Raw genomic sequence first — 18,008 nt, 5'->3', positions numbered from 1 at the left:
ATCATCAATTTTGATTTCTGCTCTAAGTAACTCCTAGAAACAGGGATAACAGGAATTTGCTGGTTGTTGCAACCATAGATAGAGATAGACGACAAGCATAGGGAGAGCATGGACGGAGGCATCGCTTATTTTTTAATTACATAGATAGCTTCGGTATCTTGTGTAAATTACTTATATTTTTAGCATGAACCATTAGTTTAGTTTATTGGCTGTTCTAATGGCTTTGGGATGTTAGCTGCATCTGTAATCAGTCGAATTTTAATCTCTTGGTAAAATTCCTCTTGCAATAGCTCTACTTTAGATTGAGCCGACAACAGCAGTAAAGCCCAAAAAACGCCAACTAGGGGGCTGTGTTCGGACTCGTGGCTAGAACCGTTTTGGTGCAGTTGCTTCGTTTGAGACCACAATTGTACAAGCTGTTCAAGGCTGACATAATTTTGTTCTTGAAGTAGTTCTTGAGCGGCAAAATGTAATACCTGCTCCAGTTCCCCAGCTACCTCTGTAAGATTTTCCTGGTGAGCCAATTCTAGCGCCTGCCGCATAGTGCGGACACTGGGCTGACGCTTGGGACGAATAGGTTTATCAATTTTCTGAACCAGTTTTAGCTGGTTTGCCATCAGCTGCAATTGCTCAATTAGCTCTTGCAGGGTAACGCGACGCTTAGGCGGCGGCATGGCAGATGAACGGCGGCGTAAGTGTAACTCTAATGGCAGACGACGCTGATGTAAAAGGCCGTTTTCCAGATCAGATATAGCATCATCCCCCAGAATTTCTGGTACATTTTCAGATGTTGACCATTGCATCAAGGTGTTCGCTTTGAATAACACGAGCATTGATGCAGATAAAAAAGCCTGTCCAGATTGAGATAAGTCAGATTCATAGCCTTTGACTGTTGTCTCTGGTGCCATGAATTCTAAATAACGGTCAATCACCTCAATTACTTTGACATCCCAAGGGTCTATTTCCCCCTGTTCAGCTTGGTCAATCAGGAGTGTTATCGTCTCTAATAGCTCGGAAGCATCCATTCTGATTTCCGAATTATGGAAGTTGTGATTTGAGGTAGGTGAAATAAATGCCAGCAAAATGGTCTAGTTAATTTAATTATTTATCGACAAATTAATATATCATTCGCTTTTTATACTGGTGTTTCAGTAAGATAACTTAATGTCAAGAGTCAATGGTCGTTAGTCATTTGTTCTCTTCTCCCTGCACCCTGCCCCTCTGCTTCCTGCCCTCCTAATTTCTATCCTTTTCTGGTGGATTGTGGGGAATTGTGACAGTTGATACGAAATTACTACCTTTGTTACTCTTAATGGCATCAAAAGTGCCTTTAATCGTACCAGCGATGGGAACAGCCACAAGTGTACCCAACAATCCGGCAATTTCAAATCCCATCAAAATAGATATAAAAATCCAGATTGGATTTAGTCCAATAAAATTGCCCAGTAACTTGGGGGCTAACAAATTATCTTTAATTTGTTGCATAAAAATCGCTGTTGTGGCAACTTGCACCCCTAACCAACCATTTTGTAGCATTACTAAAACTGTTACCAAACCAATGCCGATAGTCGCTCCGATAAAGGGAATGAGTTCGGATAAACCAATAAGTATGGCAAATAATAAAGCAAAAGGTACTTTCATGCCAATAAAAATCGGGGTGAGAGCCACCACCATAAATAAGCCTAGTAATAATTGACTTAAGAAAAATCTTTGAAAATTAAGCTGTAAAGAGACCGTTAAAGGCACTCCAATATGAGAAGGCAAAAGATTAATCAAACCGTACCAGACACGATCGCCATATAAAAGCATATAAAATGCTAAGACCACGACTAACATCAGATTTAATAATCCTGATAATAAAGTTCCAGCCACTCCTACTGCACTAGAAGCCAACTGCTGCAATATATTTTGAATGCTGGCATTGATTTGCTCACTCAATACTCGTAAATCTAAAGGCAAACGCCGCCGTTGTGCAAATGCCTCAAGCTGTTCTAGATTTGCTTGACTAGTGGTTAACCAATCAGGAATCTTATTTAACAGTTGAATGGTTTGGTCAATTACTATGGGTACTAAAGTCACGCCTAAAATCACCACGAGAGTTAATGTCACTAGCAAAACTATGATTACTGCCTGTGTACGCGTGACACGAGCGCGTTCAAAGAACTTAACTGGGTAATTAAGTAAAAATGCTAGAATCGCCGCAACACTCAAAATGGTAATTGGGTGCTTAAAATAGTTGAAAAGTACCGACAGCAACCAAACATTGAGAGCGATCATTGGGCCGCTCAGACCGTAGAATAACAGAGTTTGCAGAGAGGCTGAACGGCGCATTGGATTTAATTATCTAGATATTGTAGATATTTTTAACAAAGCCCTGTATAAGTGTATCTGTTATCGAGGAAATTTATGACGATGGACACTACCATAGCTGACCTCCGCAAGGATTACACATTACAAGACTTAACTGAAACCGAGGTTAACTCTAATCCATTTATACAATTTAAAAAATGGTTTGAGCAGGTATTAGCATCTCAATTACCAGAACCCAACGCTATGACTTTGGCAACTACAACGCCAGATGGGAAACCTGCGGCTAGAATGGTGCTACTAAAAGACTTTGATGAACGAGGCTTTGTCTTTTTTACCAATTACAACAGTCACAAGGGACAAGAACTCGCAGAAAATCCCCAAGCAGCTTTGGTTTTTTGGTGGGCGGAATTAGAACGCCAAGTCCGAATTTGCGGCCATGTAGAGAAAGTTTCGGAAGCAGAGTCTGATGGCTATTTCAATAGTCGTCCTCCCAACAGTCGCCTCGGAGCTTGGGTTTCTCATCAAAGTGAAGTCATCGAAAGCCGAGAAGTTTTAGAACAGCGAATGCGGGAGTTTCAGAGTAAGTATGAAAATCAGGAGATTCCTCGTCCTTCGAATTGGGGAGGCTTAAGAGTCATACCTTCAGAAATTGAGTTTTGGCAAGGTCGCCCTAGTAGATTACACGATCGCCTGCTTTATACTCTTTTAGATGATGGCAGCTGGAAAATTGAGCGATTATCACCCTAGAGGCCACAAAAGGAGGGCTAATTCATTGCTCAAAAACATACTTCTGTGCTACCTTCCAATAACGTGAGAACCGCTTCAAATCGATATAGCCGTCATACTCAAAAAATGGTTCCACTTCCAACACTTCCAATTCTAAAGAACGCTCTATTTCATCGCAGATATCATCAAACCTGGGACTGGGGCTTGTGACTGTCACCACTAAATTGGCATTATGCTCTTTAGCAAAGGCTAAAATTTCTTGGGCAACATTGCCACGGCGAATTTCCACTGGCAACTCTAGCAAGCATTCATAAATAAAAGCAATGCGTTTGAGACTTAATTGCCATTCTTCAATTAAAGCATCGTCCCAAACCCAAATAGCAGGGACATCAGGGTATTTTTGGAGTGCGGGGTTGGATGGACTGAGACAATCTCCATGCACCCAAATAATTGCTTTACTCATGAAATTTACGGCTCATGCCATTTAACTTTAATAAGTAGTCGCAACCAGCTTATCCCACTTGTTCTAAATACTGGTTAATATCTTCAATCAGCCGAGTTAGTTCAGCTTCAGTAGTTAAGCGGATACTAACATCACGCACTGTCAGTAAGACTTTGGCTGCAAAGGGGGTAGGCCAGATATTAGGATTACAGAAAATTTCTAAAAATACCTCGCCAGTGTAACGATATTCCAGGGGAGGCTGAGGAGTGGATTTACCAACGCCAGCAGCAGGTTTCGCCGCGACAGCTTTCAGACACGCCATTAATTGATTTATAGCGGCCTTTAATTCTTGGGCTGCTTGGGGTGAAAAACTGAAGGAGACAGAACCTTCTACTAAGTTCAATGTCAAGGGAGTTGAAGACATGAGCTTGATTAAACCTTTTTGATATTTACCTATATTACCGGATGAGGATACATTACACTGAGCGAATTTTGGCGTGTTGGGATGAAATTACTAAAAAAATTAATGACATTTGCCTATTAATTAATGATAAAAATCTGTGATTAGTTATTAATAGATATCTGATAAATGACAAGGTTGTGGCTCAGATTAATCAGAAATAATCGCAATAGTTTCAATAAAAACCTTGAGTGCATATAGGGAATTATTCTAACTAAGTAAAAATTCTCTGTATCTGATGGACGTTTTAAGTTTTACACTTAGAAGTCATAGAACTTGCTGTTAGAAAAAATCTATGACATACGATAACCGGGCAGCTGTCAGAAAAGTTTTAATTATTACCCTATTACTCAATTTATTCGTTATGGGATTAAAGGCTATTGTGGGTTATTGGACTGGTTCTTTAAGCTTGTTAGCTGATGCTTTGCATAGTGTGACAGACAGCGCCAATAATGTTTTAGGATTATTTGCGAGTCAGTTTTCTTCGCCATATCCTGATCGTGAACATCCTTATGGACACCAAAAATTTGAAGCTGTAGGAGCTTTAGGAATCGCTGCTTTTTTAGGTATAGCTTGCTTTGAAATTCTTCAAGGAGCGGTGGAGCGAATAATTAAAGGTGGTGAGCCTGTACGTATCTCGCCACCTGAGTTGTGGTTACTACTAATTGTGTTGGGTGTAAATATTTTTGTGGCGTTTTACGAACGCAGAATAGGTCAACAAGTAGGTAGCTCAATTTTAATTGCTGATGCTACCCATACCATGAGCGATGTTTGGGTAACTATTTCAGTGATTGGCGGCTTAATTGGAGTTTGGCTTGGTTATCAATGGCTAGATATCGTGTTAGCTTTCCCGGTGGCTTTGTTGGTATTTTGGAGTGGCTGGTCAGTTTTAAAGGCTAATTTACCTTGGCTGGTAGATCAAATAGCGATCGCACCAGAAGCCATACATGCGATCGCCACTTCTGTACCTGGTGTGATGAATTGTCATGATATTGCTTCTAGAGGTCTTTTGGGTAGGCAAGTTTTCATTGAAATGCACTTAATAGTGGATGCGCCAGATGTAGAAACTGCTCACCGCATCACTGAAAATGTTGAAAGGCGGCTAGAAGAATGCTTTCATCCCGTGAGGATTATGATTCACGTCGAGCCGCCAGAATATAAATCTGAGCAGATTAGTTTTAATTAGTGGTATAGCAGGTGACAGGGAACAGGTGACAGGTGACAGGGTTAAAAGTCTTTTAGTGCATGAGTTTTATCATTGGCCGATGTCCTAACTGCCTTGGCTACTGCTATAAGTAATCAGACAGAATTAATTACACAAATTTTTGACTGTAACCTGTAACCTTTAACCTATTACCTATCTTCACCCATGAATTTTATTGTGTCCGACTACTTAAGTCAATGCTAACTGCGTCTTTCCTTTTCCCATTGGCTAATAACTCTGACAGGTTGCAACTAAATTGGCAACGATCGCCACTAGTTGACTGGGGTCAACTGGTTTAGCTACATGAGCCTGAAAGCCGGCTTCTAAGGCGCGGACACGATCTTCACTATCTGCATAGGCGGTTAAAGCGGCTGCGGGGATTTTTCCCCCTTGGTCTGGTTCAAGCGATCGCACTTTGCGAATCAGAGTATAGCCATCTTTACCAGGCATAGCAATATCACACACCAAAACTTTCGGCTGTAGCTTGACTAGTGCTTCTAGTGCAGCATCGGCTGATGCTACTGCTACAACAGTGGCTCCATCTGTTTCTAAGACAGTGGTAACGTAAAAGCGACTATCATCATCATCATCAACTACCAGGACGTTTAAGCCAGCAAGAGGTAGAGGAGGCTGCATAAAATCTCCATTAACTTGGAAAAATTCTGTTTTTTTCTAGTAGATTTGTGGTTTTTCTTCGGCTACCATACTATTGGCAATTTTACTGCGATCGCAGCAGATTTTATGTAAAATAACCTCATTTATTCCAGTCTTTTTGCTATTTTCAGTTTTTTAATTGCTGGAATTTTGAATTTCCACCTCAATTACTTTTTGTGAATATTTATGTGAGGACAAAATAAATAATACTCTAATCAATAATATGTTTAATGGGACACTAACCAAGATTGATGATTCTCTAACTAAAGTCGTATTTCTCAAGATGTATCTCCATACTTCAAGTTGACACCTGCACCAGAGTCTAAAGCTATATTAGTAACACTTGTAATGGTTTTAACCTAGACGTGAATACTAAAGATAATAACATTGCCTTTCAAGTTGACCTAACTAACTGTGATAAAGAGCCAATTCACATACCTGGCTCAATTCAGCCACATGGCATAATTTTGGCATTACAGGAGCCAGAACTGACTATTGTGCAAATTAGTTGTAATACCTTAGACATATTGGGTATTCCTCATACACAATTACTCAATCAACCCTTAACTAAAATTTTTGATGACGAACAAGTTGATCTATTAAAAAATTCTTTTAATCAAGAAGAATTACAATTCATCAATCCCCTGGAATTAACTATAAAAGTTGGTCTTAATAATTTAGATTTTGATGGTATTATTCATCGAGCCAATGGAGTTTTTGTTTTAGAACTAGAACCGAATTTATTGCCAAAAACTAGTAGCTACTTCAAGTTTTATCATGTAGTGAAGCAGTCTATGTCAAAGCTACAGACAGCAAACACTGTGATAGAACTTAGTCAAATGCTGGCCAAAGAAGTGAAAAAAATTACTGGATTTGATCGAGTCATGGTCTATCGATTTGATGAAAATTGGCATGGTGCAGTCATTGCTGAAGAAAAACCAGAATCTCTCACTTCTTACTTAGGGTTACACTACCCTGCTTCTGATATTCCGCAACAAGCTAGAAAACTCTACATCCAAAATTGGCTGCGGTTAGTACCAAATAGTAATTACCAACCAGCAGTAATTGTACCTGCAAATAACCCTGTGACGCAGCAGCCATTAGATTTAAGTGGCTCGACTTTGCGTAGTGTTTCATCTTTACATATTGAGTATATGCACAATATGGGCGTGACAGCATCGATGTCTATTACTCTGATGAAAAATCAGAAACTCTGGGGATTGATTTCCTGTCATCATCAATCGCCTAAATACGTTCCCTACGAAATTCGTAATGCCTGTGAATTTTTAGGTCAAATGACATCCATAGAACTTGGGAATAAAGAGGATAGTGAAGATACAGAATATAAAATTCAATTGAAATCTATTTTATCTAAATTAGTGCAGTACATGTCTTTAGAAAAGAATTTTGTTGATGGTTTAATTAACTACCAGCCAAATCTTCTAAATCTTGTCAATGCTCAAGGAGCAGCGGTATGCTTTGCAGGAGAATTCTTTACCCTTGGTAACACGCCAAAAAAACGATATCTGCAAAATTTAGTGGAATGGATAAATCAAAATTTGCATGAAGAAATTTTTTATACCGATTCACTGTCGCAAGTTTATGCTGAGGCCGAAGAATTTCGAGATGTGGCTAGTGGTTTGATCATGCTGCGTTTTTCTAAAACACAGAAAAACTATGTTTTGTGGTTTCGTCCAGAAGTAATATATACGGTAAATTGGGGAGGTAATCCCCATAAACCAGTTGAAATAACAACCAATGGAAGTTTGCGGTTATCACCGCGTAAGTCTTTTGAGTTATGGAAAGAAAGGGTGCAGTTAAAGTCCCTTCCTTGGAAGACTTGTGAAGTGAATGCAGCACGAGAATTGAGAAGTGCGATTGTTGATGTGGTGTTGCGGAAGGTAGATGAATTGGCACAGTTAAATATTGAATTAGAACGCAGCAATAACGAGTTAGATGCTTTTGCTTACATTGCTTCTCATGATTTAAAAGAACCACTGCGGGGTATTCACAATTACTCTAATTTTCTGATTGAAGACTATGGTGAAACTTTAAATGAAGAAGGAAAAGCAAAGTTAAAAACCTTGATTCGCCTCACTCAACGGATGGAAGATTTAATCGATTCGCTATTGCATTTTTCCCGCTTGGGGAGAGTGGATTTATCCATGCAACAAACTGACATTAATCTTGTTGTGGAGCGAAGTTTAGATTTATTGAGTGCGCGAATTGAAGATATGGGTGTAGAAATTCGGATTCCTAGACTGTTACCCACAGTATATTGCGATCGCATCCAAGTAGGCGAAGTATTCAATAATTTAATTGCTAATGCCATCAAATATAACGAAAAAGACCAGAAATGGATTGAAATTGGCTATCTAGAGCATCCAAATCAACCAGTCATATTTTACGTGCAGGACAATGGTATTGGTATTCTTGACAAACACTTTGACTCAATTTTCCGCATCTTTAAACGATTGCACGGGCCAAGTAAATATGGCGGTGGTACTGGAGCAGGATTAACTATTACCAAAAAAATTGTAGAACGACATGGCGGTAAAATTTGGGTGGAATCAAAATACGGCGAAGGAACTACCTTCTATTTCACACTCCAAGGAGTGGATTAAACCAATGATTGGGAATCCCACTCAACCTTTACTAGTGATTGAAGATAGTGACGAAGATTTTGAAGCTTTCTATCGAATCATGCAGCGTCAAGGAGTTATCAATCCGATCTTTCGTTGTCAAGATGGCGATGAAGCTCTAGATTTTCTCTACCATACCGGATCTTATAAAGATGATCAAACTGCTCCCCGTCCAGCAATTATTTTGGTAGACCTCAATTTACCAGGAACTGATGGGCGAGAAGTCATCAAGCAAATTAAACAGGATAAAAATTTAAAAACTATTCCTGTGATTGTATTAACTACTTCTGCTAATCCAAAAGATATAGAAATATGTTATCGATATTGTGTTAACAGCTATATTTTGAAGCCAATCGATATCAACCGCTTGATACAAACAATCCAAAGTTTTATCACCTATTGGTTAGATATTGTAATTCTCCCTGATGCTGTAAGCAAGTAGTCATGGTGCAACCGCTAACCGTTTTAATCATCGACGATTCGCCGGAAGACCGCCAGGTTTATCGTCGTTATCTGCTGCAAGACCAGGAATATAGCTACACCATTCTCGAATCAGAATCGGGAGAGGAAGGATTAGCACTATATCAGCAATTTTGTCCAGATTGTATTTTATTAGATTTTCTCCTGCCAGATATGGATGGACTAGAATTTCTGGCAGAATTGCCAAAACTGACAAAAAAAGCAATGCCAGCCGTAGTTATGTTGACAGGGTATGGTAACGAAACTATTGCTGTTCAGTCCATGAAAAGTGGTGTTCATGATTATTTAGTAAAAGGACAGACGACAGCAGAACGTTTGCGTTCTACTATCCACTCAGCAGTTGCTCAACTAAAGTTGCGTCAAGAACTGCAACAAAGTGAAGCACGCTTGCGGGAAACTCAGCAATTCATTGAACGCATAGCCGAAACAACACCAGGGATTTTATATGTATACGATGTAGCGGAAAAGCACAATGTCTATCTGAATGGTCAAGTTAATAAATTGCTTGGTTACACTCTCCAACAAATTCAAGATATGGGGAGGGAATTCTTGACTAAGTTCATGCACCCAGATGATTGTCCACTTTTTTCTATTCATCTACAAAAATTTGCATCGGTTCAAGATAGCGAAATTTTGGAATTTGAGTACCGGATGCGACATGCTGATGGTCAATGGCGTTGGTTTCATAGTCGAGATACTGTGTTTAGCAGAAATGATGATGGTTCGCCACGCCAGATTGTAGGTACAACCCATGATGTTACTGTACGCAAGCAAACTGAGGAACAGCTACGCTTAAGCAACGAGCGTTTTCAATTGGCAGCAGCAGCAGTTAACTGTCTCATATACGATTGGGATATCACAAAAAATATAGTTGAGCGAACAGAAGGACTAACTCGGATTCTCGGTTACTCTCAACAAGAGGCGGAACCCACTCAACAATGGTGGATGGAAAAAATACATCCCGAAGATAGAGACTTCTTGCAAAATTATTACCAGATGATGTCTGCCGATGATAACTACTATGCTGTGGAGTATAGAGTCCGGCATAAAAATAACCAGTATCGGTATGTACTGGATCAAGGAGTGATGACACGAGATCAAAATGGGCGGATAATTAGGGCGGTGGGTAGCACAACCGATATTAGCGATCGCAAACATCAAGAAGCTGCACTGCGTGAAAGTGAAGCCAAGTTTCGCAGAATCGTCGAATCGAATGTTATTGGTATTTATTTCGGTGATTTTAGCGGCCGCATCCATGAAGCTAATGATGCTTTTTTGCAAATGTTGGGTTACACCCGCGCAGAATTAGTAGCAGGAAATCTTAGTTGGGATGCTTTAACTCCACCAGAATATCAATCCCTGGATCAACAGAAGGTTCAAGAATTGCAAACTTCGGGAGTTTGTACTCCCTTTGAAAAAGAGTATTTTCGTAAAGATGGCACGCGTGTACCCATTCTTTTGGCAATTGCTGGCATTAATGACACCAATAAGCAAGGCTACAGCGCCTGTTTTGTGCTTGACCTTACCCAACGCAAACTTGCAGAAGCAGCGTTGCGTGAAAGTGAAGCCCGTTACCGCTATTTATCTGATTCAATACCACAACTTGTCTGGATTTGTAATGCTGAATGGGAATGTGAACATGTTAATCAACGCTGGTATGAATTTACTGGACAAACAATTGAAGAAGCGCAGGGCTTAGGTTGGACAAATATTTTACATGCAGATGACATGCAATTATTTATCCAGCAATGGATGAAATCTTTGCCAACAGGAGAACCTTACGAGCAGGAATTACGGTATAGAAAACGTGATGGTAGTTATCGCTGGTATTTAGCTAGAGGTGTACCCATCAAAGATGAACAAGGAACGGTAGTTAAGTGGTTTGGTACAAGTACAGATATCGACGATCGCAAACAATTAGAAGCGGAACGTCAGCGCCTGTTACAACTAGAACAAACCGCCCGCGCCGAAGCTGAAGCCGCCAACCGCACCAAAGATGAATTTGTGGCAATGGTATCACATGATCTGCGATCGCCTCTGAATGCAATTTTGGGTTGGGCCCATCTGCTGCGAACTAGGGAGTTTGACAAAGAGAGTGTTAACTGTGCGCTAGAAACTATCGAACGGAACGCGCAATCCCAGGCAAAACTCTTAGAAGACTTGCTCAATATATCTCGGATTCTGCAAGGCAAGTTACGCCTAGAGTTGAAACAAGTCAATTTAGTAGCAATTGTGGGTGAAGCTATCCAGACTGCTTATCCAGCCGCCAATGCTAAAAAGATTCATCTCGAATCTGTGATTGATCAGTCAACACCACCGATAACTGGTGATAGCGATCGCTTGCTGCAAGTTTTAGGAAATTTACTTTCCAACGCGATTAAATTCACCCCATCCGGCGGACGAGTGGACGTTAAATTATTTTGTCATAACCATGATGCCTGTATCACAGTCAGTGACACAGGTATTGGTATTAGTCCAGAATTTTTGCCTTATGTGTTTGAACGCTATCGTCAAGATGATCGGATTCACAAACAAGGCGGTTTAGGATTGGGTTTAGCGATCGCTCGTCATTTAGTAGAACTACATGGTGGCACAATTCAAGCTGCTAGTCTTGGAGAAGGAAGAGGTTCTACTTTTAGCATCAAGTTACCTTTGCAGTAAATATCATCTGAATACAAATAAATTTCAGATGCCAGAATTAGTTATAGGTAATCGATTTTTTTATCGGAGTAAAAGATTATCTATAGCTTTCCCAAAGATTAAGCAAAGTTTAAAATTGAGATTTTGTTACCAAAGATACAGTAATCATTTGTAATTAACTTTTGAATACAGAAATAGCTTTGTAATAAATTTGAAGTGACTGAAAATAAACCTCTCTCAAAGTTTTAATCATAGGGATCATCCCATTTCTAAGTAAAAACAACTTAAAAGTAAATTTATATATCTAAAGTGGGATGGTAAAAGCACCTATTGATTAAGATAATAAACAAAGCCATAGCAAAAGTTTACTAGCATAAAATTTTCTTTAAATTTTTCAGCCATAATTTTGGCTGTTTGTTACGTTTGTTAAGACCAGAATTTTTCGGTTAAACTAACAGTCCTACCAATCAAAACATAGTTAATATCCAGGGATTTTAAAATGCAGACAGTACAAAAAATTTACTGCCCAAATTGTGGTAAAACAGCAGAGCGTTATTATATTTTGGATAGTGAATTAACACGCACACAATGCTCAAGCTGCGACTATTTAATGATTAGCTGCACACGTACCGGCAAAGTTATTGAAGCTTATGCCCCAGGAATTCAACTAAGTAAAAGGTAAAGAAAAATATACATAGGCAGACTGATAAAAGTAAACATCATTGTGTTAAGTCGAATGATGTCTAAAAATCTTTTCCCTTCTGCCTTTTTTGAAGTATGGCAGTAGCCAAGGCAGTTAGGACATCAGCCAATGATAAAACTCATGCACTAAAAGACTTTTAACCCTGTCACCTGTTCCCTGTCACCTGCTATAAATTGCTTTTACTTTTTATTTACTCTCAACTGTCCACAAGCTGCATCAGCTTCTAAACCACGAGAATAGCGGACAGTAACAGCAATATTTTGTTGTTGAAGGACATTGACAAAAGCTTGAATGCGATCGTGCTTGGGGCGTTGATAGTCAACTTCTTGAATTGGGTTGTAAGGAATCAAGTTCACATGACTTTGAAATCCCCGTAGATGTTTTGCTAGTTCCAAGGCGTGTTCTGGTAAATCGTTGACACCAGCCAGCAGGACATATTCAAAAGTGAGGCGGCGGCCTGTGATTATGACATATTCCCGACATTCAGCCAGTAAATCTTCTAAAGGATAGGAACGGGCGCTGGGGATAAGTTGTTCTCGTAATACTTGGTTGGGGGCGTGGAGGCTTACTGCTAAGGTAACTTGTAAATGATGTTGGGCAAATTGACGAATGCGATCGCGGATTCCGACTGTAGAAACAGTAAGCATCCGCTGTCCAATACCGACATCTTGATTTAACGATGTAATCGCCCCTAAAACATTATCGACATTCAGCAATGGTTCACCCATACCCATGAAGACCACATTGCTGACTCGTTCCTGAAAATCTTCTTGTACAGTTAATACTTGATCAATGATTTCATGACGGCCAAGGTTGCGTGTGTAGCCACCTTTACCAGTGGCGCAAAAATCACAAGCCATTGGACAACCCACCTGGGTAGAAACACAAACTGTTAACCGTCTTTCTGCGGGAATGCCAACAGTTTCCACAATTTGCCCATCAGCCAGTTGTAGCAGATACTTGACTGTACCATCGGGTGCAGTTTTGCGGTAATGTATGGTTGAGCGGCCAATGGGAATATCTGCGACTTCCGCCCGCCATTGTTTAGGAAAAACAGAAATATCAGCAAGCGATCGCACTTGCTTATGATAAATCCAATCATGTAACTGCTTACCTCGGTAGGCAGGTTGTCCCTGCTGCTGCACCCAAGCGGTTAACTCGCTAACCGAAGCACCGAGTAAGGGAGGAATAAGTTCTAATGTTTTAGAGGTGGGTGAGTCAACCTGAGAAATAGATGGCGTAGCAGACATAGAGACTTTCGAGTTGAAACTTGGATCTCTATCCTAAGCTGTTACGCTTGAAAATTGCATAATCAATTAGAGTAACCACTGACATACTTAATTACTGGGTCTGTTTGCACAACCTTACCATTTTTGACAATATCAAGGCTTGCCCCATTCACGATATATTCATATTCTTTATTCTTAGCGACATATCCTGTGCCTTCTTCTGTGTAAGCGCGAAGAGAACGGATACCTTGACGATTGAGTTTAGAAATGCCTGTGTAAAAAAGCTTTCCACGCTTGTTACAAATATGAATATAAAAATTAGTAGTTTCAATGTAAGCTTCTAGCCTTCCGCCTCCAGCGTGCCAAGGGCAAGAATAGGCATTTGCAATCATCTTACTATTCACTGCTGAAAGTTGAGTAGATAGTAATGGCGCAGCAATCGCAGATGAAGATGTCCCAACAATTCCAGTTAGTAGTGAAGCTGTAGCCAGAATTATGCCAAATAATTTATTTTGTGTTTGATGAAAACTGTTCATGACTAGTTCTGAAGTTTGATTACTCTAGACTTCAAATCCAGCTTGTAGTTTTTCGGAATTTTGATTCAAACTTACATAGCAGGTGACAGGGAACAGGTGACAGGTGACAGGTGACAGGGTTAAAAGTCTTTTAGTACATGAGTTTTATCATTGGTCGATGTCCTAACTGCCTTGGCTACTGCTATAAAATAAAGAAAGCAGAGAACCAAGTTATTCACCAAATCTGATTCTCTACATTCTTAAAAAATTAACCGGACACTCTACCGTTTCTAATACAGTTCGGATAAGGATTTTTACAAAAATTAAATTATCAAGATGGTGGTGGAATCAAGCTGGCTGTTTTGGCGACACTATCCCAAACTATCCAACCGCAAGAATTATCTACATCACCTGCATTATCGGTAACTTTAAAATATAGTTTTTCTCCACCTTTGGGTTCAATGGCAAAATCAGCATTTTGAGCATAAACTACTTTGAAACCTCTGTCGCGTAAACAATACATTGCCCAAGCTTTCAACGATTGCTTATATGGTTCGTGGGGAATTGGTGGTTTAGTGATTGCTGCTTCGATGACTTGAAATATCTGCATTGCTATATGAGAAGGGGAAGGACATATCAGGTTTAGATACCGACTCAATACGGGCTGAATGCCTCGCTACCGCTAACAGCACTCGGTACTTTCATTTCAGGTTGAGGATCGCAACGAATTTCAATCATGAAACCATCGGGGTCATAAAAGTATACACCTTTACCTGTAGGGCGGTTGACTGGGCCATGAGCGATCGCTACCTTATTCTCCTGCAAAACTGCTAGTGCCTGCTCAAATAATCGCGGATCTATATCAAAAGCTAGATGATAAGCTCTCGTAAAACTCTGCTCTGGATCTGGATTTGGTGGTGTAAGATCAGGTGTCCAAAACAAGTCTAAAATTACTCCGTCGGGAGTAACGAAGTTGGCAACTTTTCCTTCGGCGACAAGTTCAACTAGGGTTGCGGGTACTTCCTTACCTGTCAGTTCATGCAAGCCTAAAACACTACCATAAAAGTGACGCGAAGCTTGCATATTTTTGACGTTGAGAGCAATGTGATGCACTCTCCGCAAATGTCCAGGAGCAAGAATACTTTTCATAAAGCAGCTAGATGATTATGACTTTTGATTATTCTTGAGATTTTCCAGAAATTAATTTTTGCCAACACCCCGAATTATATCGCGTTGCGGCGAGTAGCGTGTGCTTGAGAAAATACAAAAAAACTTCCGATAAAGGAAGTTACAAAAGTAATGACAAATTCTTAATTATCTTCGATATTCGTCACCACAATCGCCAATAATCTGATATAAATCGCGTGATTGCTGAGAGATGTGATCGATGCGATCGCAATCTTCTTGATCTAAACTAAAATTAAATACTTTGGCGTTATTTTCGATGTGTTCCGATACACCCAACCTTGCACCAACAATCACACCTCCTACTGCTGGTTTATCTAAAATGTAACGTAGTGCTACATTAGTAATAGTTACGCCATACTTATCAGCAATTTCTTTGAGTGTAGAAAGCAATTCCTGAAATAATCGCCAACCACCCCAAGCATCAATCATATTTTTATACTTACGCAAGCTGGCTGTGGCTAAATCAACGTTTCGTGGTTCCGGCTTACCCAAATATGTTTCTGAGAGAAAACCACCACAAACTGCACCATAACTAAAAAGTTTAATATCGTGCTGCTGACAAAATTGTACCATCGCAACTTCTGGACGGCGGTCAACTAGAGAAAATTGCACTTGGTTAGAAACAATTTTAATACCTGCATGTATGATAATTTGCAGGTGTTTTGTATCAAAGTTAGTCAAAGCTAGGTGCTTAATTTTTCCCTCTGTTTGCAGTTCTGTCATATATTTGAGGGCATCTAGATAATTTTTATCTTCATATTCCCACCAGTGGAATTGCATTAAATCTAAAGATTCAACATTCATTCTCCGCAAAGCAATATTGATATTTTCCTCAACCAATTTTTTCGTCATTTTGCGAGGACGAGGAACCCATTTTGTCAAAGCTTGTAGGTTAGCTAAAGCTTCTTTACCTCTGGTAGCAATGAGTTGATTGCGAAATTCACCAATAAAATCTTCAGCAGGGCCATAATGATCAGCTAAATCCCAGGTAGTAAAGCCTGCATCCATATATTGGAACATACCTTGAATCGCAGCTTTGGGATTAATCTGTCCATGTGCGCCAGACACTTGCCACATGCCATTTAATATGCGACAAATGCTTAAATCGGGAGTAAGTTGAAGACGACTTTCTGTAGATAGCACCATACTGTTGAATTTTGAATTATTTAACGCCAGTCTTTTGCTGCTTGTTCAAGAACGTAAGCGGCAACATCTTGAATTTCTTTTTCAGTGAGGCGGTCTTTGTAAGCAGACATATTACTTTTGCCATTGGTGACAATGGATGTAATTGCCTCTATTGAATCCATACCATATTTCTTGAGAGCTTGCTTTTTTAAATTCTTACCCCGTCTAATAATGTTACCACCGTTAATATGACAGCCAGCACAATGAACGCTAAATATTTGTGAGCCGTTGGCTAGATCATTTGCACTTACAGGTAAGGTAAAAGTAGTGGTCAATAACAAAATAATTAAACATAACAACTGGATGAGTTTCAGCGATTTATTTTTCATCATGTTGACGTATTTTTTGGTAGAAATTATGGATTTATATAAACTATGAATCAAAATTTATTTTCTCATAAGTAGGTGAACATCTTATACCAATTCGTAATTCGTAATTAAGAAATTCTGATTTGGTCTGGGTTGTGGGGTTTGAATGTGTTGCCTAATTTTAGAGAATTGGTATTAGAATTTGAAAGCAAATCAAGGCGCAAACTTGCTTGATGGCGATCGCCTACGGTGGGGATCATCCCATCGCATGATTCATGTCAAGCTGTTCTGATACTATAAAATTATTCTTTCAATAAAAATTATTTTGAAATTTTGTAAATCAAGAAAACTGAACCAATTGCTCCGCCATTTTCCACATAAATCTTTTGGTTGTAATATAATCCTGGAGAGCCACCACCATCAAATAACATTCCTTCTTGGATTTTACCTAAACAATTATTACGAGCAATCTCTTCTAAAACATCATCAAATTTATCTGGTAGTAACTCTTGATTTAACTGAGAAGTTTCAATAACTGAATTAGCTTTCAAGTCATTAACTAACAGAATTACATAACCTTTACTAGTTGTAGCTACCATAGAGCGATTAGTCACTTGCTTACAGGCCAATTCTCCTAAATCTTGACAGATATCTTTAAATTTACCTTGACGATAAAATCTGCCATTACCGCCAACTAAATTGTAATTAAGAATATTGTTGTCTCTTCTCCCAGCATGGATTGTAGCTTTTCGCTCTTGGGGTTTTCCTCCTGAAATTCCAAAGGAAGAACGTCTATTTTTAAATGCTCCTGAATACTCAACTCCGCGAGAAATATTTAAGCCTTGTGGTTGATCATCAGTGCCTATATAGTCGGCGTTAATTGCTGCTAGAGGTCGTTGCCCATTTAACTGAGAATTTCCATCAGTAATGATTTGATTAAATTGCTTTGGTATATAATTCCTTAGCAATTTTCCCTGTTGATTTTTAGCATAAAGCTTGTGAGATAAACCTACATTGACTTTGAAATCTAATTTTGGTGATTTAGGATTAAAAATAATTACATGGTTGATGCCTCTTTCGGATTTTTTACCTTGATTATTAGTCTTGAAAAACTCAATACTGAATTGAGCATTTTCACCAGCACAAGTTTTAGATAATTTTGTTGATGAATTGGCAGTATTTTCTTGACAGGCTAATAACAAATTTATCGTCAAGATAAATACAGACACAAGAAATATTTTTTTAATCGGCATACATAAGATAGTAAAAACCCGCTATGAAGACTATAGCGGGTAATAATTCAAAATTTCAATCTGGAGTTA

The 18,008-nt window shown here is 39.3% G+C and carries 18 protein-coding genes; 6 read left to right on the top strand and 12 right to left on the bottom strand.

Annotated elements, in window-relative coordinates; genetic code table 11:
• Nucleotides 1-197: 197 nt before the first annotated feature.
• Complete coding sequence (locus IQ259_RS04435) at nucleotides 198-1,025, bottom strand: segregation/condensation protein A (RefSeq protein ID WP_193881408.1); 828 nt, start codon at nucleotides 1,023-1,025, stop codon at nucleotides 198-200.
• A gap of 211 nt (nucleotides 1,026-1,236) precedes the next feature.
• Nucleotides 1,237-2,331: an AI-2E family transporter gene (locus IQ259_RS04430; protein ID WP_193881405.1), complete on the bottom strand. Its 1,095-nt coding sequence runs from the start codon at nucleotides 2,329-2,331 to the stop codon at nucleotides 1,237-1,239.
• An 81-nt stretch (nucleotides 2,332-2,412) separates the two neighbouring features.
• Between IQ259_RS04430 and pdxH the strand changes: the two genes are divergently transcribed.
• Nucleotides 2,413-3,057: a pyridoxamine 5'-phosphate oxidase gene (gene pdxH / locus IQ259_RS04425; protein WP_193881402.1), complete on the top strand. Its 645-nt coding sequence runs from the start codon at nucleotides 2,413-2,415 to the stop codon at nucleotides 3,055-3,057.
• Between the two features lie 22 nt (nucleotides 3,058-3,079).
• Here the strand turns inward: pdxH and IQ259_RS04420 are convergent, their stop codons facing one another.
• Together IQ259_RS04420 and IQ259_RS04415 are read right to left on the bottom strand one after the other, a co-directional pair.
• On the bottom strand, nucleotides 3,080-3,499 hold the full coding sequence (locus IQ259_RS04420) for a hypothetical protein (RefSeq protein ID WP_193881399.1): 420 nt from the start codon (nucleotides 3,497-3,499) through the stop codon (nucleotides 3,080-3,082).
• Between the two features lie 49 nt (nucleotides 3,500-3,548).
• Complete coding sequence (locus IQ259_RS04415; protein WP_193881396.1) at nucleotides 3,549-3,902, bottom strand: hypothetical protein; 354 nt, start codon at nucleotides 3,900-3,902, stop codon at nucleotides 3,549-3,551.
• 331 nt (nucleotides 3,903-4,233) lie between these two features.
• Here IQ259_RS04415 and IQ259_RS04410 point away from each other — a divergent pair, with 331 nt between their 5' ends.
• Nucleotides 4,234-5,124, top strand: a complete 891-nt coding sequence (locus IQ259_RS04410) for a cation diffusion facilitator family transporter (RefSeq protein ID WP_193881392.1) — start codon at nucleotides 4,234-4,236, stop codon at nucleotides 5,122-5,124.
• A 246-nt stretch (nucleotides 5,125-5,370) separates the two neighbouring features.
• Here IQ259_RS04410 and IQ259_RS04405 read toward each other — a convergent pair whose 3' ends face one another.
• The gene (locus tag IQ259_RS04405) at nucleotides 5,371-5,778 is read right to left on the bottom strand and encodes a response regulator (protein ID WP_193881389.1); all 408 of its coding nucleotides are present in this window, start codon (nucleotides 5,776-5,778) and stop codon (nucleotides 5,371-5,373) included.
• Between the two features lie 383 nt (nucleotides 5,779-6,161).
• On the opposite strand from IQ259_RS04405, the gene IQ259_RS04400 reads away from it, so the two are divergent.
• The 4 genes from IQ259_RS04400 (at nucleotide 6,162) to IQ259_RS27040 (ending at nucleotide 12,240) form a co-directional block, all read left to right on the top strand.
• Nucleotides 6,162-8,420: an ATP-binding protein gene (locus IQ259_RS04400; RefSeq protein ID WP_193881386.1), complete on the top strand. Its 2,259-nt coding sequence runs from the start codon at nucleotides 6,162-6,164 to the stop codon at nucleotides 8,418-8,420.
• 4 nt (nucleotides 8,421-8,424) lie between these two features.
• Entirely contained in the window at nucleotides 8,425-8,880 is a 456-nt protein-coding gene (locus IQ259_RS04395) for a response regulator (RefSeq protein ID WP_193881384.1), read from the top strand.
• Between the two features lie 2 nt (nucleotides 8,881-8,882).
• Complete coding sequence (locus IQ259_RS04390; RefSeq protein WP_193881381.1) at nucleotides 8,883-11,579, top strand: PAS domain-containing protein; 2,697 nt, start codon at nucleotides 8,883-8,885, stop codon at nucleotides 11,577-11,579.
• A 478-nt stretch (nucleotides 11,580-12,057) separates the two neighbouring features.
• Nucleotides 12,058-12,240 (top strand): replication restart DNA helicase PriA, encoded by a 183-nt coding sequence (locus tag IQ259_RS27040; protein ID WP_228014358.1) that lies wholly within the window; start codon nucleotides 12,058-12,060, stop codon nucleotides 12,238-12,240.
• Between the two features lie 200 nt (nucleotides 12,241-12,440).
• On the opposite strand, the gene rlmN is transcribed toward IQ259_RS27040, so the two are convergent.
• The 7 genes from rlmN to IQ259_RS04355 form a co-directional block, all read right to left on the bottom strand.
• Complete coding sequence (gene rlmN / locus IQ259_RS04385) at nucleotides 12,441-13,511, bottom strand: 23S rRNA (adenine(2503)-C(2))-methyltransferase RlmN (RefSeq protein ID WP_193881378.1); 1,071 nt, start codon at nucleotides 13,509-13,511, stop codon at nucleotides 12,441-12,443.
• Between the two features lie 62 nt (nucleotides 13,512-13,573).
• Nucleotides 13,574-14,026: a hypothetical protein gene (locus IQ259_RS04380; RefSeq protein WP_193881375.1), complete on the bottom strand. Its 453-nt coding sequence runs from the start codon at nucleotides 14,024-14,026 to the stop codon at nucleotides 13,574-13,576.
• Nucleotides 14,027-14,336: 310 nt separating this feature from the next.
• Nucleotides 14,337-14,615 (bottom strand): hypothetical protein, encoded by a 279-nt coding sequence (locus IQ259_RS04375; protein ID WP_193881372.1) that lies wholly within the window; start codon nucleotides 14,613-14,615, stop codon nucleotides 14,337-14,339.
• Between the two features lie 44 nt (nucleotides 14,616-14,659).
• A complete protein-coding gene (locus tag IQ259_RS04370) occupies nucleotides 14,660-15,154 on the bottom strand; it encodes a VOC family protein (RefSeq protein WP_193881369.1) in 495 nt (164 codons plus the stop codon).
• 165 nt (nucleotides 15,155-15,319) lie between these two features.
• Complete coding sequence (locus IQ259_RS04365) at nucleotides 15,320-16,339, bottom strand: aldo/keto reductase (protein ID WP_193881366.1); 1,020 nt, start codon at nucleotides 16,337-16,339, stop codon at nucleotides 15,320-15,322.
• A gap of 20 nt (nucleotides 16,340-16,359) precedes the next feature.
• Complete coding sequence (petJ, locus tag IQ259_RS04360) at nucleotides 16,360-16,710, bottom strand: cytochrome c6 PetJ (protein WP_370567997.1); 351 nt, start codon at nucleotides 16,708-16,710, stop codon at nucleotides 16,360-16,362.
• A 296-nt stretch (nucleotides 16,711-17,006) separates the two neighbouring features.
• A complete protein-coding gene (locus IQ259_RS04355; RefSeq protein WP_193881363.1) occupies nucleotides 17,007-17,939 on the bottom strand; it encodes a phosphodiester glycosidase family protein in 933 nt (310 codons plus the stop codon).
• Between the last annotated feature and the right edge of the window lie 69 nt (nucleotides 17,940-18,008).

This window comes from Fortiea sp. LEGE XX443, from assembly GCF_015206815.1.
Taxonomy (GTDB): domain Bacteria; phylum Cyanobacteriota; class Cyanobacteriia; order Cyanobacteriales; family Nostocaceae; genus Nostoc_B.
Note: the sequence above shows the minus strand (reverse complement) of the source record. Positions and strands in the feature narration are given on the sequence as shown.